The sequence below is a fragment of the Luteimonas aquatica genome (genome assembly GCF_022662575.1).
GTDB lineage: Bacteria > Pseudomonadota > Gammaproteobacteria > Xanthomonadales > Xanthomonadaceae > Luteimonas > Luteimonas aquatica.
Map to the genome: position 1 here is coordinate 52757 of NZ_JALBFU010000002.1, position 14216 is coordinate 66972.

General features: G+C 69.7%; 10 protein-coding genes. 5 read left to right on the forward strand and 5 right to left on the reverse strand.

The genetic code is table 11. From position 1 onward, the window contains the following. Positions 1-42: 42 nt before the first annotated feature. The gene (locus MD221_RS06345) at positions 43-1008 is read right to left on the reverse strand and encodes a LysR family transcriptional regulator (RefSeq protein ID WP_242108673.1); all 966 of its coding nucleotides are present in this window, start codon (positions 1006-1008) and stop codon (positions 43-45) included. Positions 1009-1217: 209 nt separating this feature from the next. On the opposite strand from MD221_RS06345, the gene aceB reads away from it, so the two are divergent. Further along, positions 1218-2849 (forward strand): malate synthase A, encoded by a 1632-nt coding sequence (gene aceB, locus MD221_RS06350; RefSeq protein ID WP_242108674.1) that lies wholly within the window; start codon positions 1218-1220, stop codon positions 2847-2849. 101 nt (positions 2850-2950) lie between these two features. Continuing rightward, positions 2951-4243 (forward strand): isocitrate lyase, encoded by a 1293-nt coding sequence (aceA, locus tag MD221_RS06355; protein ID WP_242108675.1) that lies wholly within the window; start codon positions 2951-2953, stop codon positions 4241-4243. Between the two features lie 76 nt (positions 4244-4319). Here aceA and MD221_RS06360 read toward each other — a convergent pair whose 3' ends face one another. Continuing rightward, complete coding sequence (locus tag MD221_RS06360; protein WP_242108676.1) at positions 4320-6395, reverse strand: S9 family peptidase; 2076 nt, start codon at positions 6393-6395, stop codon at positions 4320-4322. 583 nt (positions 6396-6978) lie between these two features. Between MD221_RS06360 and MD221_RS06365 the strand changes: the two genes are divergently transcribed. Continuing rightward, the gene (locus MD221_RS06365; RefSeq protein ID WP_242108678.1) at positions 6979-9816 is read left to right on the forward strand and encodes a TonB-dependent receptor; all 2838 of its coding nucleotides are present in this window, start codon (positions 6979-6981) and stop codon (positions 9814-9816) included. Positions 9817-9982: 166 nt separating this feature from the next. Here the strand turns inward: MD221_RS06365 and MD221_RS06370 are convergent, their stop codons facing one another. Then, the gene (locus MD221_RS06370) at positions 9983-11497 is read right to left on the reverse strand and encodes a YifB family Mg chelatase-like AAA ATPase (protein WP_242108680.1); all 1515 of its coding nucleotides are present in this window, start codon (positions 11495-11497) and stop codon (positions 9983-9985) included. Positions 11498-11507: 10 nt separating this feature from the next. Beyond that, entirely contained in the window at positions 11508-11786 is a 279-nt protein-coding gene (gene ubiK / locus MD221_RS06375) for a ubiquinone biosynthesis accessory factor UbiK (protein WP_242108682.1), read from the reverse strand. 227 nt (positions 11787-12013) lie between these two features. Between ubiK and MD221_RS06380 the strand changes: the two genes are divergently transcribed. Continuing rightward, positions 12014-12352 (forward strand): P-II family nitrogen regulator, encoded by a 339-nt coding sequence (locus MD221_RS06380; RefSeq protein WP_242108684.1) that lies wholly within the window; start codon positions 12014-12016, stop codon positions 12350-12352. A gap of 98 nt (positions 12353-12450) precedes the next feature. Next, positions 12451-13215, forward strand: coding sequence for an SDR family oxidoreductase (locus MD221_RS06385; RefSeq protein WP_242108685.1), 765 nt, complete (start codon positions 12451-12453; stop codon positions 13213-13215). A gap of 9 nt (positions 13216-13224) precedes the next feature. On the opposite strand, the gene MD221_RS06390 is transcribed toward MD221_RS06385, so the two are convergent. Next, positions 13225-14139 carry a LysR substrate-binding domain-containing protein gene (locus MD221_RS06390; RefSeq protein WP_242108687.1) on the reverse strand — a complete coding sequence of 305 codons (915 nt, stop codon included), beginning with the start codon at positions 14137-14139 and terminating at the stop codon, positions 13225-13227. Between the last annotated feature and the right edge of the window lie 77 nt (positions 14140-14216).

Sequence of the window (14216 nt, forward strand, 5' to 3'; positions counted from 1 at the left end):
CGCTCTTGGCTCTTGCCCGGCGAAGCCGGGGCTCCGGCTCGCTCAGCGTTCGGAGTGGCCGGTCTCGTCGTAGCCGCGCGGCGAGAACAGGTGCGGCTGGATCAGTTCGACGAAGGCGCGCGCCTGCGGCGAAAGGAATTTGCCCTTGCGCACCACCACGCCGTAGCTGCGCGAAGGGAAATAGTCGCGCAGGCTGCGCGCGACCAGCTTGCCGCGGTCGGCTTCGGTCAGGCAGATCGAACTGACGATGGAGATGCCCATGTTCATGGCCACGTACTGCTTGATGATCTCCCAGCCGCCGACTTCCAGCGCCACCGTGTACGGCACGCGGTTCTGCTGGAAGACCAGGTCGACCAGGCGATAGGTGATCTGCCGGCGCGGCGGCAGGATCAGCGGATAGGGCGAGAGCGCGTCGAGCGTGAGCTGCGGGCGCATGGCCAGCGGATGCTCGGGCGGCACGATCAGCATCGGCTCGAAGCGGTACACCGGCGCGTAATCGAGGTCGGCGGGCACGTCGAGCATGGAGCCGACCGCGAGGTCCACCGCGTCCGAGCGCACCAGGTCGGTGCCGTCGGCGGTGATCGCCGGATGCAGGGTCAGGCGCACGTCGGGATGCTCGGCGCGGAAGGCGGCGACGATCTTCGGCAGCAGGTACAGGATGGTGGAGCTGTTGGCGGCGATGTTCAGCTCGCCGGCATCCAGGCCGCTGACCTTGTCGCGGAACTCGGTGGCCAGGCCGTCCAGCCCTTCGACCAACGGCTGCGCCATCTCGTAGAGCAACTGACCCTCGCGCGTGGGGATCAGCCGCCGGCCGCTGCGTTCGAGCAGGGGCACGCCCATGTCCCGCTCCAGCGCCTGCAGCTGCAGGGTGATGGCCGGCTGGGAGACGTACAGCGCCTCGGCCGCGCGCGACACCGAGCCCAGGCGCGCGGTCTGGCAGAAGGCCCGCAGGGGCTTGAGGCGGTCGCCCTTGTAGGCGAAACGGGGGGTGCCGGAGGGGCTCGTCATGGGCGTTTCAGCTTGCCGGGCGGCGCCGTGCGGTCGGACGACGCGCGTGCCCTTTGAAAAATAGTGAGATAACTCAGTGGCTTATGAACAATCGAGCAATCTGTCTGAATCTAAATAAGTAAAACTTATGATTTAAATTGAAAAAACTAAATTGTCAAATACTAGCCTGGGACGGATGTTAGGACCCCCACCGCTGTACCGGAGTCCCCATGTCCGCAGTCCTCAAGCAAGCCCTGCCGGGCGGGATCGAGATCACCGCCCGCGCCGAGGGACAGGACGCCCTGCTGACGCCCGAGGCGCTGCGCCTGCTGGCCGGCCTGCACCGCCGCTTCGAAGGGCGCCGCCAGGCGTTGCTGGCCGCCCGCCGCGAGCGCCAGGCGTTTTTCGATGGCGGCGGCCTGCCGGACTTCCGCGAGGACACGCGCGCCGTCCGCGAGGGCGACTGGCGCGTGGCGCCGCTGCCGGCGGCGCTGCAGGACCGCCGGGTGGAGATCACCGGGCCGGTCGATCCGAAGATGGTCATCAACGCGCTCAACTCCGGCGCCAGCTGCTACATGGCCGACTTCGAGGATTCCACGGCGCCGACCTGGCCCAACCTGATCCAGGGCCAGGGCGCGCTGGGCGAGGCGGTGGCCGGCACGCTCGAGTTCGTCAACGAGCAGGGCAAGCGCTACGCCCTGAAGCCCTTCGCCGAGCGCGCGGTGCTGATCGTGCGTCCGCGCGGCTGGCACCTGGACGAGAAGCACGTGCGCGTGGACGGCGAGCGCCTGGGCGGCGGCCTGTTCGACGTCGGCCTGTTCGCCTTCCACAACGCCAAGGCGCTGGCGCAGCTCGACCGCGGCCCGTACTTCTATCTGCCCAAGCTGCAGTCGATGGAGGAAGCGGCGCTGTGGCAGGACGTGCTGGCCTACATCGAGACCGCGCTCGGACTGCCGGCCGGGCAGATGAAGGTCACTGTGCTGATCGAGACGCTGCCGGCCGTGTTCCAGATGCACGAGATCCTGCACGCGCTGCGCGAACGCATCGCCGGCCTCAACTGCGGACGCTGGGACTACATCTTCTCCTACATCAAGACCTTCCGCGCCCATCCCGACCGCGTGCTGCCCGAGCGCGCGCAGGTGACGATGACGCAGCCGTTCCTGAAGGCGTATTCGGAGCTGCTGATCCAGACCTGCCACCGCCGCGGCGCGCACGCCATGGGCGGCATGGCCGCGCAGATCCCGATCAGCGGCGACAGCGTCGCCAACGAGGCGGCGATGGAGCGCGTGCGCGCCGACAAGCTGCGCGAAGTGGGCGCCGGCCACGACGGCACCTGGGTGGCGCACCCGGCGCTGATCCCGATCGCGCGCGAGATCTTCGACGCCGGTATGCCGGCCCCCAACCAGCACGGCAAGCTGCGCGAGGACGTGCACGCGACGCGCGATGCGCTGATCGCGGCGCCGCCGGGCACCATCTCGCGCAAGGGCTTCGAGGGCAACGTCGAGGTCTGCGTGCGCTATCTGGCCGCCTGGCTCGAGGGCAACGGCTGCGTGCCGATCCATTGGCTGATGGAGGACGCCGCCACCGCCGAGATCGCGCGCACGCAGCTGTGGCAATGGTTGCACCACGCTGATGCGCGCGGCCAAGCGCCGCGCACGGGATCGCAAACGCTCGAGGACGGCACCGCGATCGATTTCGAGCTGTTCGAAGAAGTGCTGCGCGAGCTGCCCGCGCGCCTGGCCGGCCAGGCGCTGCCCGGCGTGGCGCGCGTGCCGGAGGCCATCGGCATGCTCGACCGCCTCACCCGCAGCGACGAACTCGCCGACTTCCTCACGCTGCCCGCGTACGAGCGGCTGGACTGACCGCGACCGCTTTCCCTTCGGGGCGCGCATCGCATCGTCGGCCGCGCTCCGCCCCACTCCGACTCCCCAGGCAGGGGAGACCTCAGCAAAAGGCCCATCACATGACCAGCAAACTGCCCACCGCCGAACAACTCCAGCAGGACTGGGACACCAATCCGCGCTGGCAGGGCGTGACGCGCGCCTACACCGCCGAGGACGTGGTGCGCCTGCGCGGCACGGTTCCGGTCGAGCACTCCATCGCCAGGCTCGGCGCCGAGAAGCTCTGGGGCTACCTGCAGACCGAGGACTTCGTCAACGCGCTCGGCGCGCTGACCGGCAACCAGGCCATGCAGCAGGTCAAGGCCGGCCTGAAGGCGATCTATCTCTCCGGCTGGCAGGTGGCCGCCGACGCCAACCTGGCCGGGCAGATGTATCCGGACCAGTCGCTGTACCCGGCCGATTCGGTGCCGGCGGTGGTCAAGCGCATCAACAACACCCTGCTGCGCGCCGACCAGCTCTACCATGCCGAGGGCGACGACAGCATCGACTTCCTGCAGCCGATCGTGGCCGACGCCGAGGCCGGCTTCGGCGGCGTGCTCAACGCCTTCGAGCTGATGAAGGCGATGATCGAGGCCGGCGCCTCGGGCGTGCACTTCGAGGACCAGCTGGCCTCGGTGAAGAAGTGCGGCCACATGGGCGGCAAGGTGCTGGTACCCACGCGCGAGGCGGTCGAGAAGCTCACCGCCGCGCGCCTGGCGAGCGACGTGATGGGCGTGCCGACGATCATCGTCGCGCGCACCGACGCCGAGGCCGCGGACCTGCTGACCAGCGACATCGACGACAACGACAGGCCCTTCGCCACCGGCGAGCGCACCGTGGAGGGCTTCTACAAGACCCGCAACGGCCTCGACCAGGCGATCTCGCGCGGCCTGGCCTACGCGCCCTACGCCGACCTGGTGTGGTGCGAGACCGGCAAACCGGACCTGGAGTTCGCGCGCAAGTTCGCCGAGGCGATCCACGCCAAGTACCCGGGCAAGCTGCTGGCCTACAACTGCAGCCCGAGCTTCAACTGGAAGAAGAACCTGGACGACGCCACCATCGCCAAGTTCCAGAAGGAGATCGCCGGCTACGGCTACAAGTTCCAGTTCATCACCCTGGCCGGCTTCCATGCGCTGAACTACTCGATGTTCAACCTGGCCCACGGCTACGCCCGCCGGCAGATGAGCGCGTTCGTCGAGCTGCAGGAAGCCGAGTTCGCCGCCGCCGACAAGGGCTTCACCGCGGTCAAGCACCAGCGCGAGGTGGGCACCGGCTATTTCGACGCGGTCACCCAGACCATCCAGGGCGGCCAGTCCTCGACCGTGGCGCTGAAGGGGTCCACGGAAGAGGAACAGTTCGAGACCAAGGCGGCCTGAGCGCCGCTCCGGCAGGACGAGGGAGAGAGGGGAGACGCGGGAGGCCGGCTTGCCGGCCTCCCGCGGTTTTTGCGCCTTACTTGCGGATCGCCTGGGTGTGCGACTTCAAGGCCTCGGCCACGCCCGGCACGCGGTCGGCGCCGTCGGGCACGGTGATGCTGGAGCCATTGAAGTCCTCGCCGATCGGCTGCGCCCGTCCGCCCAGGCACTGGCTGAGGAAGCCCTCGGTCACCGCATTGAAGGCCTTGTTGTTCTCCGGCCGCGCGAAGCCGTGGCCCTCGTCGGGGAACAGCACGTAGGTGACCGGAATGTTCTTGGCCTTCATCGCCTGCACGATCTGGTCGCTCTCGGCCTGCTTCACGCGCGGGTCGTTGGCGCCCTGGCCGATCAGCAGCGGCTTGCTGATCTTGTCGACGTGGGTGAGCGGCGAGCGCTCGGCCAGCAGCTTCTTGCCGTCCTCGGTGCGCGGGTCGCCCACGCGCTTGGCGAACTGCTCGAAGAACGCGGCCCAGTACGGCGGGATGGTCGAGAGCAGGGTGTTGAGGTTGGAGGGGCCGACGATGTCCACGCCGCACTTGAAGGTATCGGGCGTGAAGGTCAGGCCGACCAGCGTGGCGTAGCCGCCGTAGCTGCCGCCGAAGATCGCCACCTGGTCCTTGCTGGTGATCTTCTGCTCGACGGCCCAGTTGACCGCGTCGATCAGGTCGTCGTGCATCTTGCCGGCCCATTCGCGGTCGCCGGCGCTGATGAAGGATTTGCCGAAGCCGGTGGAGCCGCGGTAGTTGACCGACAGCACCGCGTAGCCGCGGTTGGCCAGCCATTGCGTGTAGCTGCCGTAGCCGTACTCGTCGCGCGCCCACGGGCCGCCGTGCACGTCCAGCACCAGCGGCACCGGCTTGTCCGCCTTGCCGTCGTTGTTGGCGTCGGCGGCCTTGGGCAGGGTGAGGTAGCTGACCAGGGTCAGGCCGTCGCGCGACTTGATCTCCTGCGGCCACATCGGCACCAGCGGCTTGCCATCGAGCACCGGGCGCGAGGAGAACAGCTTCTCCGGCTTGCCGCCGCGGACGTAGCGGTAGTAGACCACCGGCGTTTCGGCGGCGGAGTAGGCGACGATCCAGGTCTTGTTGTCGAGCGTGCGTCCGACCACCCAGGCTTCGCCCGGGCCGATCGCCTCCAGCGTCTTCAGGTCGTCGGCGACGGTCGGATCGACCGCAGTCCACTCTTCCTTGAGGTAGTTGGTGGCCACCGCCTGCACCACGCCGGTCTTCGGATCGTTCATGGCATTGCCGATGTCGGCACGGGCGTCTTCGTGGATCAGGGTCTTCTTGCCGCTGGCCACGTCGATGGCGAACAGCGCGGCAGTATTGCGGCCGCGCGAGTCGACGAAGTACTGGGTCTTGCCATCGGTGGTATAGCCGGCGGGGCTGGTGGTGAGCGAGTCCTCGAAGGGAATCTCGTCGACTTTCTTCCATCCGCCCTTGCCGTCGGGCGCGAGCAGGTCGGTGCCGCCGTCCTTGCGCGATTGCTGCGCGCCGCGCACCTGGTAGTCGGCGTCGGTGAGATAGCTGGAGAAGGCTTGGGTGTTCTTTTCCACCAGCGTGCGCTGGCCGTTGGCCAGATCGACGCGATACAGGTCGTGCCATTGCGGGTCGCGATCGTTCATGGCGACCAGGATCGATTCCGGATGCAGGTGGCTCACCCCCGCCACTTCGGCGCGGGTTTTGGGGAACGGGGAGAGGTCGCGCTTGGTGCCGGAGGCGACGTCGACGCTGTACAGATGGAAGTCCTCGTCGCCGCCGTTGTCGCGCAGGTACAGCAGCGTGTCGGGGCGATAGCTCCAGAAGTACTGGCGGATGCCGCGCGCCTTGTCGTCGGTGACGGCCTTGGCCTTGCTCAGGTCGTCGATCGGCGCGACCCAGACGTTCATCACGCCCTCCAGCGGCGCGAGCCAGCTCAGCGTCTTTCCGTCGGGGCTGATCTGCACGCCGCTGCGCTCGGGATTGCCGAACAGCGCGTCGCGCGGAATCAGTTCGACCTCGGCCGGCGCGGCCGCGGGCTGCGGCGTATCGGTCTTGGCGGCCGGCGCGTCGGCGGGCTGCTTGCACGCGGCCAGCGCGAGCAGAAGGCTGGAAACGAGAATCAGGCGCTGCATGGCATCCCCCGGGGCGTGGTCGATGAAGCCACGGTAATGTCAGGCGCGTTCGCGCGCGTTTGTAACTGGTTAAAACACGCCATGACCAATGGCAGGGAGGCGGCCGGATGCTGCGGCCGCGTCAAAACCTCCGCATGGCGCGATGCGCGGCCGTTTTGCGGCGGCATCGCCGCGATGCCGCCCGCCTCCTGTCGCCGCATCCGCACCGCACGCAGGTAGGGTTCGCCATTGGATGGGTGTTCTCTCCCATGCGGCCGGCAGTCGGGATTCGGCGCAGGCCACCGAACGGGAGAACAGGACCCAAGATCGAAGCAACACCGTTCCCGGAAGACTCCGCATTCGTCCGATTTCCGGCCGCCGCCGTGCGGTCGCCGGCCGGGAGCGTGTTGCCGTTTTTTCTCAAAAGAAAGTTCTCTCTGACAAGGCGCGTCGGCGCGAGAACCGGCCGAATCGCTTGAGACCGGACTGCTCCCTCCCCGGGCGGGCAGGTCCGCAGACGGCCTTGTCGCTTCCAGCCCCACCACGGTTCGGCGGGGCTTCTTTTTTACCCATTTTGCTTGTTTTCACCCGATTGGAGAGAGGAATGACGATCCACGCACGCAACACCCTGCGCGATGCCATCGCACTGGCGCTCGCCACCGGCGCGGCGGTGCTCGCCGGCAGCGCCGCCGCCCAGGAGGAAGAGCCCAAGACGCTCGACCGCATCCAGGTGACCGGCTCCAACATCCCGCGCACCGACACCGAGACCGCCTCGCCGGTCCAGATGATCACGCGCCAGGAGATCGACCGCACCGGCAAGACCACGATCGCCGAATACCTGCAGACGCTGACCATCGACGGCGCCGGTTCGATCCCCAAGAGCTTCGGCGCGGGCTTTTCGGCCGGCGGCGCCGGCATCTCGCTGCGCGGCCTGGGCGCCGGCTCGACGCTGGTGCTGCTCAACGGCCGCCGCATGGCGCCGTTCGGCCTGGCCGACGACGGCCAGAAGGTCTACACCGACCTGAGCACGATCCCGCTGGAAGCGGTGGAGCGCATCGACGTGCTCAAGGACGGCGCCTCGGCGATCTACGGCTCCGATGCCATCGCCGGCGTGGTCAACATCATCCTGCGCAGCGACTTCAACGGCGCGGTGGTCAAGGGTTCGCTCGGCACCTCGGGCGACGGCGGCGGCGATCAGCGCAAGGGCTCGCTGACGGCCGGCTTCGGCGACCTGGCTTCGGACGGCTACAACGTCTTCTTCTCCGTCGAGGGCTCCAAGACCGACGCCATTGACCTGCGCGACCGGCGCGACCGCAAGTGGATCGGCACCTTCGACACGCGCCGCTGGGGCTACGACATCGGCGATGCCTATTACGGGCTCGGCGGGGCCATCAGCGGCATCGGCAACACCGGCGCCGGCAGCTCGCCGGTGGGCGCGATCGGGCGCCGTGGCGCGGACAACGCCTACCACTACGAATCGCTGCCCGGCTGCGCGCAGTTCTCCGACGTCTCGCCGCAGGATCCCAAGGGCGGATGCCTCTGGGATCCGGCGCAGCGCTTCAGCCAGCTGTCGCCGAAGGAGGACTACGTCAACGTCTTCTCGCGCGGAACCTTCGCCATCAACGACAACGCCGAGCTGTACACGGAGTTCGGCTACTCGAAGAAGACCAGCGAATTCACCACCACGCCCTCGGGCGTGTCTAGCGCTTGGGGCTTCCCGGGCGGCGCGGTCAACGCCAGCGGCATCACGCTGGGCGCCAACCATCCGGACAATCCCTACCAGGGCGAAGCCGTACGCCTGCGCTATTCGGCCTTCGACGTCGGCCCGCGCAAGACCCACACCGAGAACGCCTTCATGCGTTTCCTGGCCGGCGTGAAGGGCGTGGCCGGCGAATGGAACTACGACGTCGCCTACCTGCATTCGCAAACCGATCTCGACCAGCGTCTCGACGGCTACCTGCAGTACGACCGCGTGCGCGAGGTGCTCAACAACGGCGGCGCCAGCCCGGTCGGCTGGTGGCGCATCGGCGCCAGCGCCGGCGCCAACTCGCAGGCGCTGTACGACTACATCTCGCCCACGATCAGCGCCAAGGCCAAGAGCCAGCTGGACATGATCGACGCCAAGGTCTCGCGCCCGCTGACGGACCTGCGCGGCGGCGCGCTGGGCCTGGCCGTGGGCGCCGAATACCGCCGCCAGACCACCGAGCTGACGCCGGTCACCGGCACCGAGCGCGGCAACGTCATCGGCCTGGGCTATTCGGCCTATGCGGGCAAGGAAGAGGTCGGCAGCCTGTACGCCGAGCTGCAGGCGCCGGTGCTGGAGAGCCTGGAGCTGAACGCGGCGGTCCGCTTCGACAGCTACAAGGGCGGCGAGAACTCGACCACGCCCAAGTTCGGCGCGAAGTGGAAGCCGCTGGACTGGCTGGCGCTGCGCGCCACCTACGCCGAGGGCTTCCGCGCGCCCAATCCGGCCGAGTCCGGCAAGGGCGGCTCGGCTGCCTTCGACAGCGCCAGCGATCCGGTCCGCTGCCCCGGCGGCGTGCCGGCGCCCGGCGCCACGCAGGTGGACTGCGGTCCGCAGCAGATCGCGGTGATCACCGCGCCGAACCCGAAGCTCAAGCCCGAGGAATCCAAGAGCTACACGGTCGGCCTGGTGCTGCAGCCGACCTCGAGCACCTCGATCACCCTCGACGCCTTCAAGATCAAGCGCAGCAACGAGATCGTGAGCGGCGACAGCGCGGCGACGATCGCGGTCAACGGCGCGGACGTGATCCGCGGCGACGACAACCTGCCGGGCATCCCGCACAGCGGCAGGCTGCTGGCGGTCAATACCCGCTACATCAACGCCAACGCCTCCACGGTGCGCGGCCTGGACTTCGACGCCAGGCAGCGCTTCGACTTCGGCGCGGCCGGCAAGCTCACGCTCGACCTGCAGTGGACCCACATCAGCTCCTTCGAGCGCGAGCTCGATGCGGTCTACAACGCGGACGGCACGCTCGGCACGCCGGCCTACAAGCAGGAGTACGCCGGCACGCACGGCAACTGCAGCGTGACCAACTGCATCGGCACGCCCAAGGACCGCATCAACTTCGGCGCGACCTGGGACATGGACGCCTGGAGCGCCAGCGCGGTGGTCAACTACCGCGGCAAGATCGACAACGTGCGCGCCAAGACCGAGCTGGTCTCCGACGACGACGGCTTCCACATCGAGAAGTCGCAGTGCAGCAGCCACTGCGAGCTCAAGTCGTTCTACACGATCGACCTGTCCGGCCGCTGGCAGCCGGCGGAGGCCTGGGAGGTGTTCGGCTCGATCGCCAACGTCACCGACCGGATCGCGCCGCTGGATCCGGTGACCTACGGCGCGGTCAACTACAACCCGCTGGACTTCTCGGGCGCGGTCGGCCGCTACTACACGGTGGGCGTGAAGTACACGTTCAAGTAAGGCGGAGTCGTGCGCCGGGCATCGTCCCGGACGCGCGAAAATGACGGCGGGCCCGGCAAGGGCCCGTCGTCGTTTCCGGACATCGGGAGGAACGCGGGCGCCGTCGGATGGGCGGTCGTGGAGCCGCGCGAGCGATTGGCGCAGGCGTTGTTCGCGCGCGGCCGATTCAGGCCACGCGCGTTTGCGCGACGTGTTCGGCGCGGCGATAGCCGATGGCCTCGGTGAGATGGGCGGTGGCGATGGCATCCGCGCCGTCGAGGTCGGCGATGGTGCGCGCCACCCGCAGGATGCGGTGCAGGGCGCGCGCGGAGAGTTGCAGCGAGTCGATCGCGCGTTCCAGCAGGTGCCGGTCGGGTTCGCAGAGCGCGCACAGCGTCATCGTCTCCGCCTGGTCCAGGCGCGCGTTCAATACGCCCGCGCGCCGCCGTTGTCGTGCCTGCGCCTGTTCGACGCGGCCGCGGATGGCGTCGCTGGCCTCGCCCGCCGGCGCGTCGGGCCGCAGCGCCGAGGGGGGCAGCCTCGGCACGTCCACATGCAGGTCGATCCGGTCGAGCAGGGGGCCGGAGATGCGCGCGCGGTAGCGGCGGATCGCGTCGGGCAGGCAGCGGCAGCGGCCGGAGATGTCGCCCGCCCAGCCGCAGGGGCAGGGGTTCATCGCCGCCACGAGCTGGAAACGCGCCGGAAACTCGCTCTGGCGCGCGGCGCGCGAGATGGTCACCACGCCCGATTCGAGCGGCTCGCGCAGCACCTCGAGCGCGCGCCGGTCCCATTCGGGCAGCTCGTCGAGGAACAGCACGCCGTGGTGCGCCAGCGATACCTCGCCCGGGCGCGGCTCGCCGCCGCCGCCGACCAGGGCGACCGCGCTGGCGGTATGGTGCGGCGCGCGGAACGGACGTTCGCGCCAGCGTTCGAGATCCAGTCCGCGACCGCTCACCGAGGCGATGGCCGCGACTTCCAGCGCCTCGGCCTCGCTGGCTTCCGGCAGCAGGCCGGGCAGGCGCGAGGCCAGCAGGGTCTTGCCGCAGCCCGGCGGGCCGACCAGCAGCAGGTGGTGGCCGCCGGCGGCGGCGATCTCCAGCGCACGCCGCGCCTGCGCCTGGCCGCGCACCTCGCGCATGTCGGGGCCGCGCGGGCAGGCGCTCGGCGGCGGTTCGGCGCGCGGCAGCGCCTTGCTGCCGTTGAGCAGGGCACAGACCTCCAGCAGCGTGCGCGCGGTGTGCACCTCCACGTCCGAGGCCAGCGCGGCCTCGGCGCCGTTGCCGGCCGGCACCACCAGCTTGCGCCCGGCGCGCGCCGCGGCCAGCGCGGCGGGCAGGGCGCCGTCGACGGCGCGCAGTTCGCCGGTCAGGCCGAGCTCGCCGAGGAATTCATGGCCTTCGAGTGCTTCCTGCGCGATCTGGCCGCTGGCGGCGAGGATGCCGAGGGCGATCGGCAGGTCGAAGCGGCCGCCGTCCTTGGGCAGGTCGGCGGGGGCCAGGTTCACGGTGATCACGCGCGCGGGAAATTCGTACTGCGCGCACTGGATGGCCGCGCGCACGCGGTCCTTGGCTTCGCGCACCGCCGCTTCCGGCAGGCCGACGATCGACATCCGCGGCAGTCCGCCGGCGAGATAGACCTCGACCTTGACCTCGGGCGCATGCACGCCGGCGCGCGCGCGTCCCTGCACGAGCGCAAGTCCCATGGCGGCCGGCTCAGCGCGGCGCGGAGCTGGCGCCGGCCTGCGCTTCCAGGTCGGCCACCAGCCGCTCCAGCGCCTCGAGCTTCTCGCGCGTGCGCAGCAGCACCGCGCGCTGCACGTCGAATTCCTCGCGCGTGACCAGGTCGAGCCTGGCCAGGCCGGACTGCAGCACCGCCTTGAAGTTTTCCTGCAGTTCCTCGCGCAGCTCTTCGCTGGAATGTCCGCGCAGGCCCGGCGGGACCAGGCTGCTGAGGCGGCGGGCGAGCTCGTCGATGGGGTTGAGGTCGATCATGAAGAAGGCTCCGTTGACGTTTCCAGTATGCCGCCGTTGCCGTGGCCATGCCGTCGGCGCAGACCGCGCCGGGCGGTAGGAAAACTCCGGCAATGAGCATAGCGCTTCGCCATGACGCCCGACCGCCGCGTTCGTGAACGGCGGACGCGGCGCGGCGAACGGAAAACCGACCAATCCGCCGCGCGCTCGCGCTATGCTGGCCGCATCAGCCGCCCGGAGATGCCGCGATGAAGATGGTGATGGCGATCATCAAGCCGTTCAAGCTCGATGACGTGCGCGAGGCGCTGGCCGAAGCCGGCATCACCGGCGTCACGGTCACCGAGGTGAAGGGCTTCGGTCGCCAGAAGGGGCATACCGAGCTGTATCGCGGCGCCGAGTACGTGGTCGATTTCCTGCCCAAGATCAAGCTCGAGGTGGCGGTGACCGACGATCGCGCCGAGGCGGTGGTCGAGGCGGTGCTCAAGGCCGCCGGCACCGGCAAGATCGGCGACGGCAAGGTCTTCGTGTACGACCTGGAACGGGTGGTGCGCATCCGCACCGGGGAGCTGGACGGCGACGCGCTGTAGCGCAACGCCGCGCACGCCGCATCGGTGCGCAAGATCCGGATATTGCGCGCCGTCCCGAACGCCTAAGTTTTCCTCTCCGTTTCGCACAGAGGAAAGACATGGCAATGCTTCAGGACAAGGTGGCGATCGTCACCGGCGCCAGCGCCGGCATCGGCAAGGCCGCGGCGCTGCTGTTCGCGCGCGAGGGCGCCGCCGTCGTGGCGGTGGCCAGGGGCGCGCAGGCGCTGGCGCGCGTGGTGGAACAGATCGAGAACGACGGCGGGCGCGCGGCGGCCGTGGTGGGCGACGTCGCCGAGGAGGCGACCGCGGCCGCGGCGGTGGACGCGGCGATCGCCCGCTTCGGCAGGCTGGATGTCGCCTTCAACAATGCCGGCACGCTCGGCGAGATGGGCGCGACGCCGGAGGTGTCCGTCGCAGGCTGGCGACAGACGCTGGAGATCAACCTGACCGGCGCCTTCCTGGCGGCCAGGCAGCAGATTCCGGCGATGCTGCGCGGCGGCGGCGGCGCGCTGATCTTCACTTCCACCTTCGTCGGCCACACCGCCGGCTTTCCGGGCGTGGCGGCGTATGCGGCGAGCAAGGCCGGCGTGGTCGGTCTGGTGCAGGCGCTGGCGGCGGAATTCGGGCCGCGCGGGCTGCGCGTGAACGCGCTGCTGCCCGGCGGCACCGACACCGCGATGGCGCGATCGATGAACCCGACGCCCGAGGCGATGGCGCAGGTGGCCGCGCTGCATGCGCTCAAGCGGGTGGCCGCGCCGGAGGAGATCGCGCGGGCCGCGCTGTTCCTGGCATCGGAAGGCGCCTCGTTCGTCACCGGTACGGCCTTGCTGGCCGATGGCGGCGTCTCGATCAACCGGACCTGAGCGCGGCGGTCAGGCCGCGTTCGCCTCGTCTTCGGCCAGGAAGGCCTGCAGCGCGGGCGAGCGCGGCCGATTGCGCAGTTCCAGGCGGTACAGCGGCCGGATCGGCGGCGCGGTGTCGGCCGCGTCGGCCAGCGCGACGGCGCGCACGCGCCGCATCGCGATCAGGTCGGCGACCACGGTCTGCGGCAGCAGCGCGATGCCGGCGCCGGCGGCCACCGCGCGCGCGATGGCCTCGTTGCTGCCGATCTCCACCACCCGCGCCGGCACGATACCGCGCCGCGCGAACAGCGACTGCGCCACCTGGCGCGTGCCCGAGCCGGTTTCGCGCAGCAGCCAGGTCTGGCGCGAGAGGTCCTGCCGCGACGGGCGCCGCGCCAGCCCCAGGCGGCTGTCGGCGGCGGCGATCAGGCACAGCGGTTCGGTGCGCCATGCCGTGGCGGCGATGCGCGCGTCCTCGACCGCGCCCTCGACGAAGCCGACGTCGACCCGGCAATCGATGACGGCCTGGCCGATCTCCTCGGTATTGCCCACCACCAGTTCGGTCTCCAGGTGCGGATGGCCGCGCACGAAGGCGCCCAGCGCGGGCGGCAGCCAGTAGGCGGCGACGGTGGTGCTGGCGCCGATGCGCAGGCGTCCCTGGCGCAGCTCGACGCGGTCGCGCACGTCCTCGATGGCGATGCGCTCCAGGGCGAAGATGGCGCGTGCGTGCTCGAACAGCGCCCGGCCGTGATCGGTCAGCGGCAGGCCGCGCTGCGCCTTGCCGTCGGCGCCGATGCGTTCGATCAGCGGCAGGTCGAGCAGGCGCTCCAGCTCGCGCACCGCCTTGGACACGGCCGACTGGCTGACGTGCAGCCCCTCGGCCGCGCGCGAGAAGCCCTGGGCTTCGACCACGGCGAGGAAGACGCGCAGCAGGTGCAGGTTCATGACATGAGTCCAACTCATGGAAACTTGAATTATATGTATTGGACTCCCTCGCTGCGCGGGCCTACCGTGGCGCCCAC

Bases quoted from the DNA above. Each gene is read 5' to 3' on its own strand.
- MD221_RS06365 (WP_242108678.1), top strand. From the start codon at position 6,979: ATGACGATCCACGCACGCAACACCCTGCGCGATGCCATCGCACTGGCG.
- MD221_RS06345 (WP_242108673.1), bottom strand. From the start codon at position 1,008: ATGACGAGCCCCTCCGGCACCCCCCGTTTCGCCTACAAGGGCGACCGC.
- MD221_RS06360 (WP_242108676.1), bottom strand. From the start codon at position 6,395: ATGCAGCGCCTGATTCTCGTTTCCAGCCTTCTGCTCGCGCTGGCCGCG.
- aceB (WP_242108674.1), top strand. From the start codon at position 1,218: ATGTCCGCAGTCCTCAAGCAAGCCCTGCCGGGCGGGATCGAGATCACC.
- aceA (WP_242108675.1), top strand. From the start codon at position 2,951: ATGACCAGCAAACTGCCCACCGCCGAACAACTCCAGCAGGACTGGGAC.
- MD221_RS06385 (WP_242108685.1), top strand. From the start codon at position 12,451: ATGGCAATGCTTCAGGACAAGGTGGCGATCGTCACCGGCGCCAGCGCC.
- MD221_RS06390 (WP_242108687.1), bottom strand. From the start codon at position 14,139: ATGAACCTGCACCTGCTGCGCGTCTTCCTCGCCGTGGTCGAAGCCCAG.
- MD221_RS06370 (WP_242108680.1), bottom strand. From the start codon at position 11,497: ATGGGACTTGCGCTCGTGCAGGGACGCGCGCGCGCCGGCGTGCATGCG.
- ubiK (WP_242108682.1), bottom strand. From the start codon at position 11,786: ATGATCGACCTCAACCCCATCGACGAGCTCGCCCGCCGCCTCAGCAGC.
- MD221_RS06380 (WP_242108684.1), top strand. From the start codon at position 12,014: ATGAAGATGGTGATGGCGATCATCAAGCCGTTCAAGCTCGATGACGTG.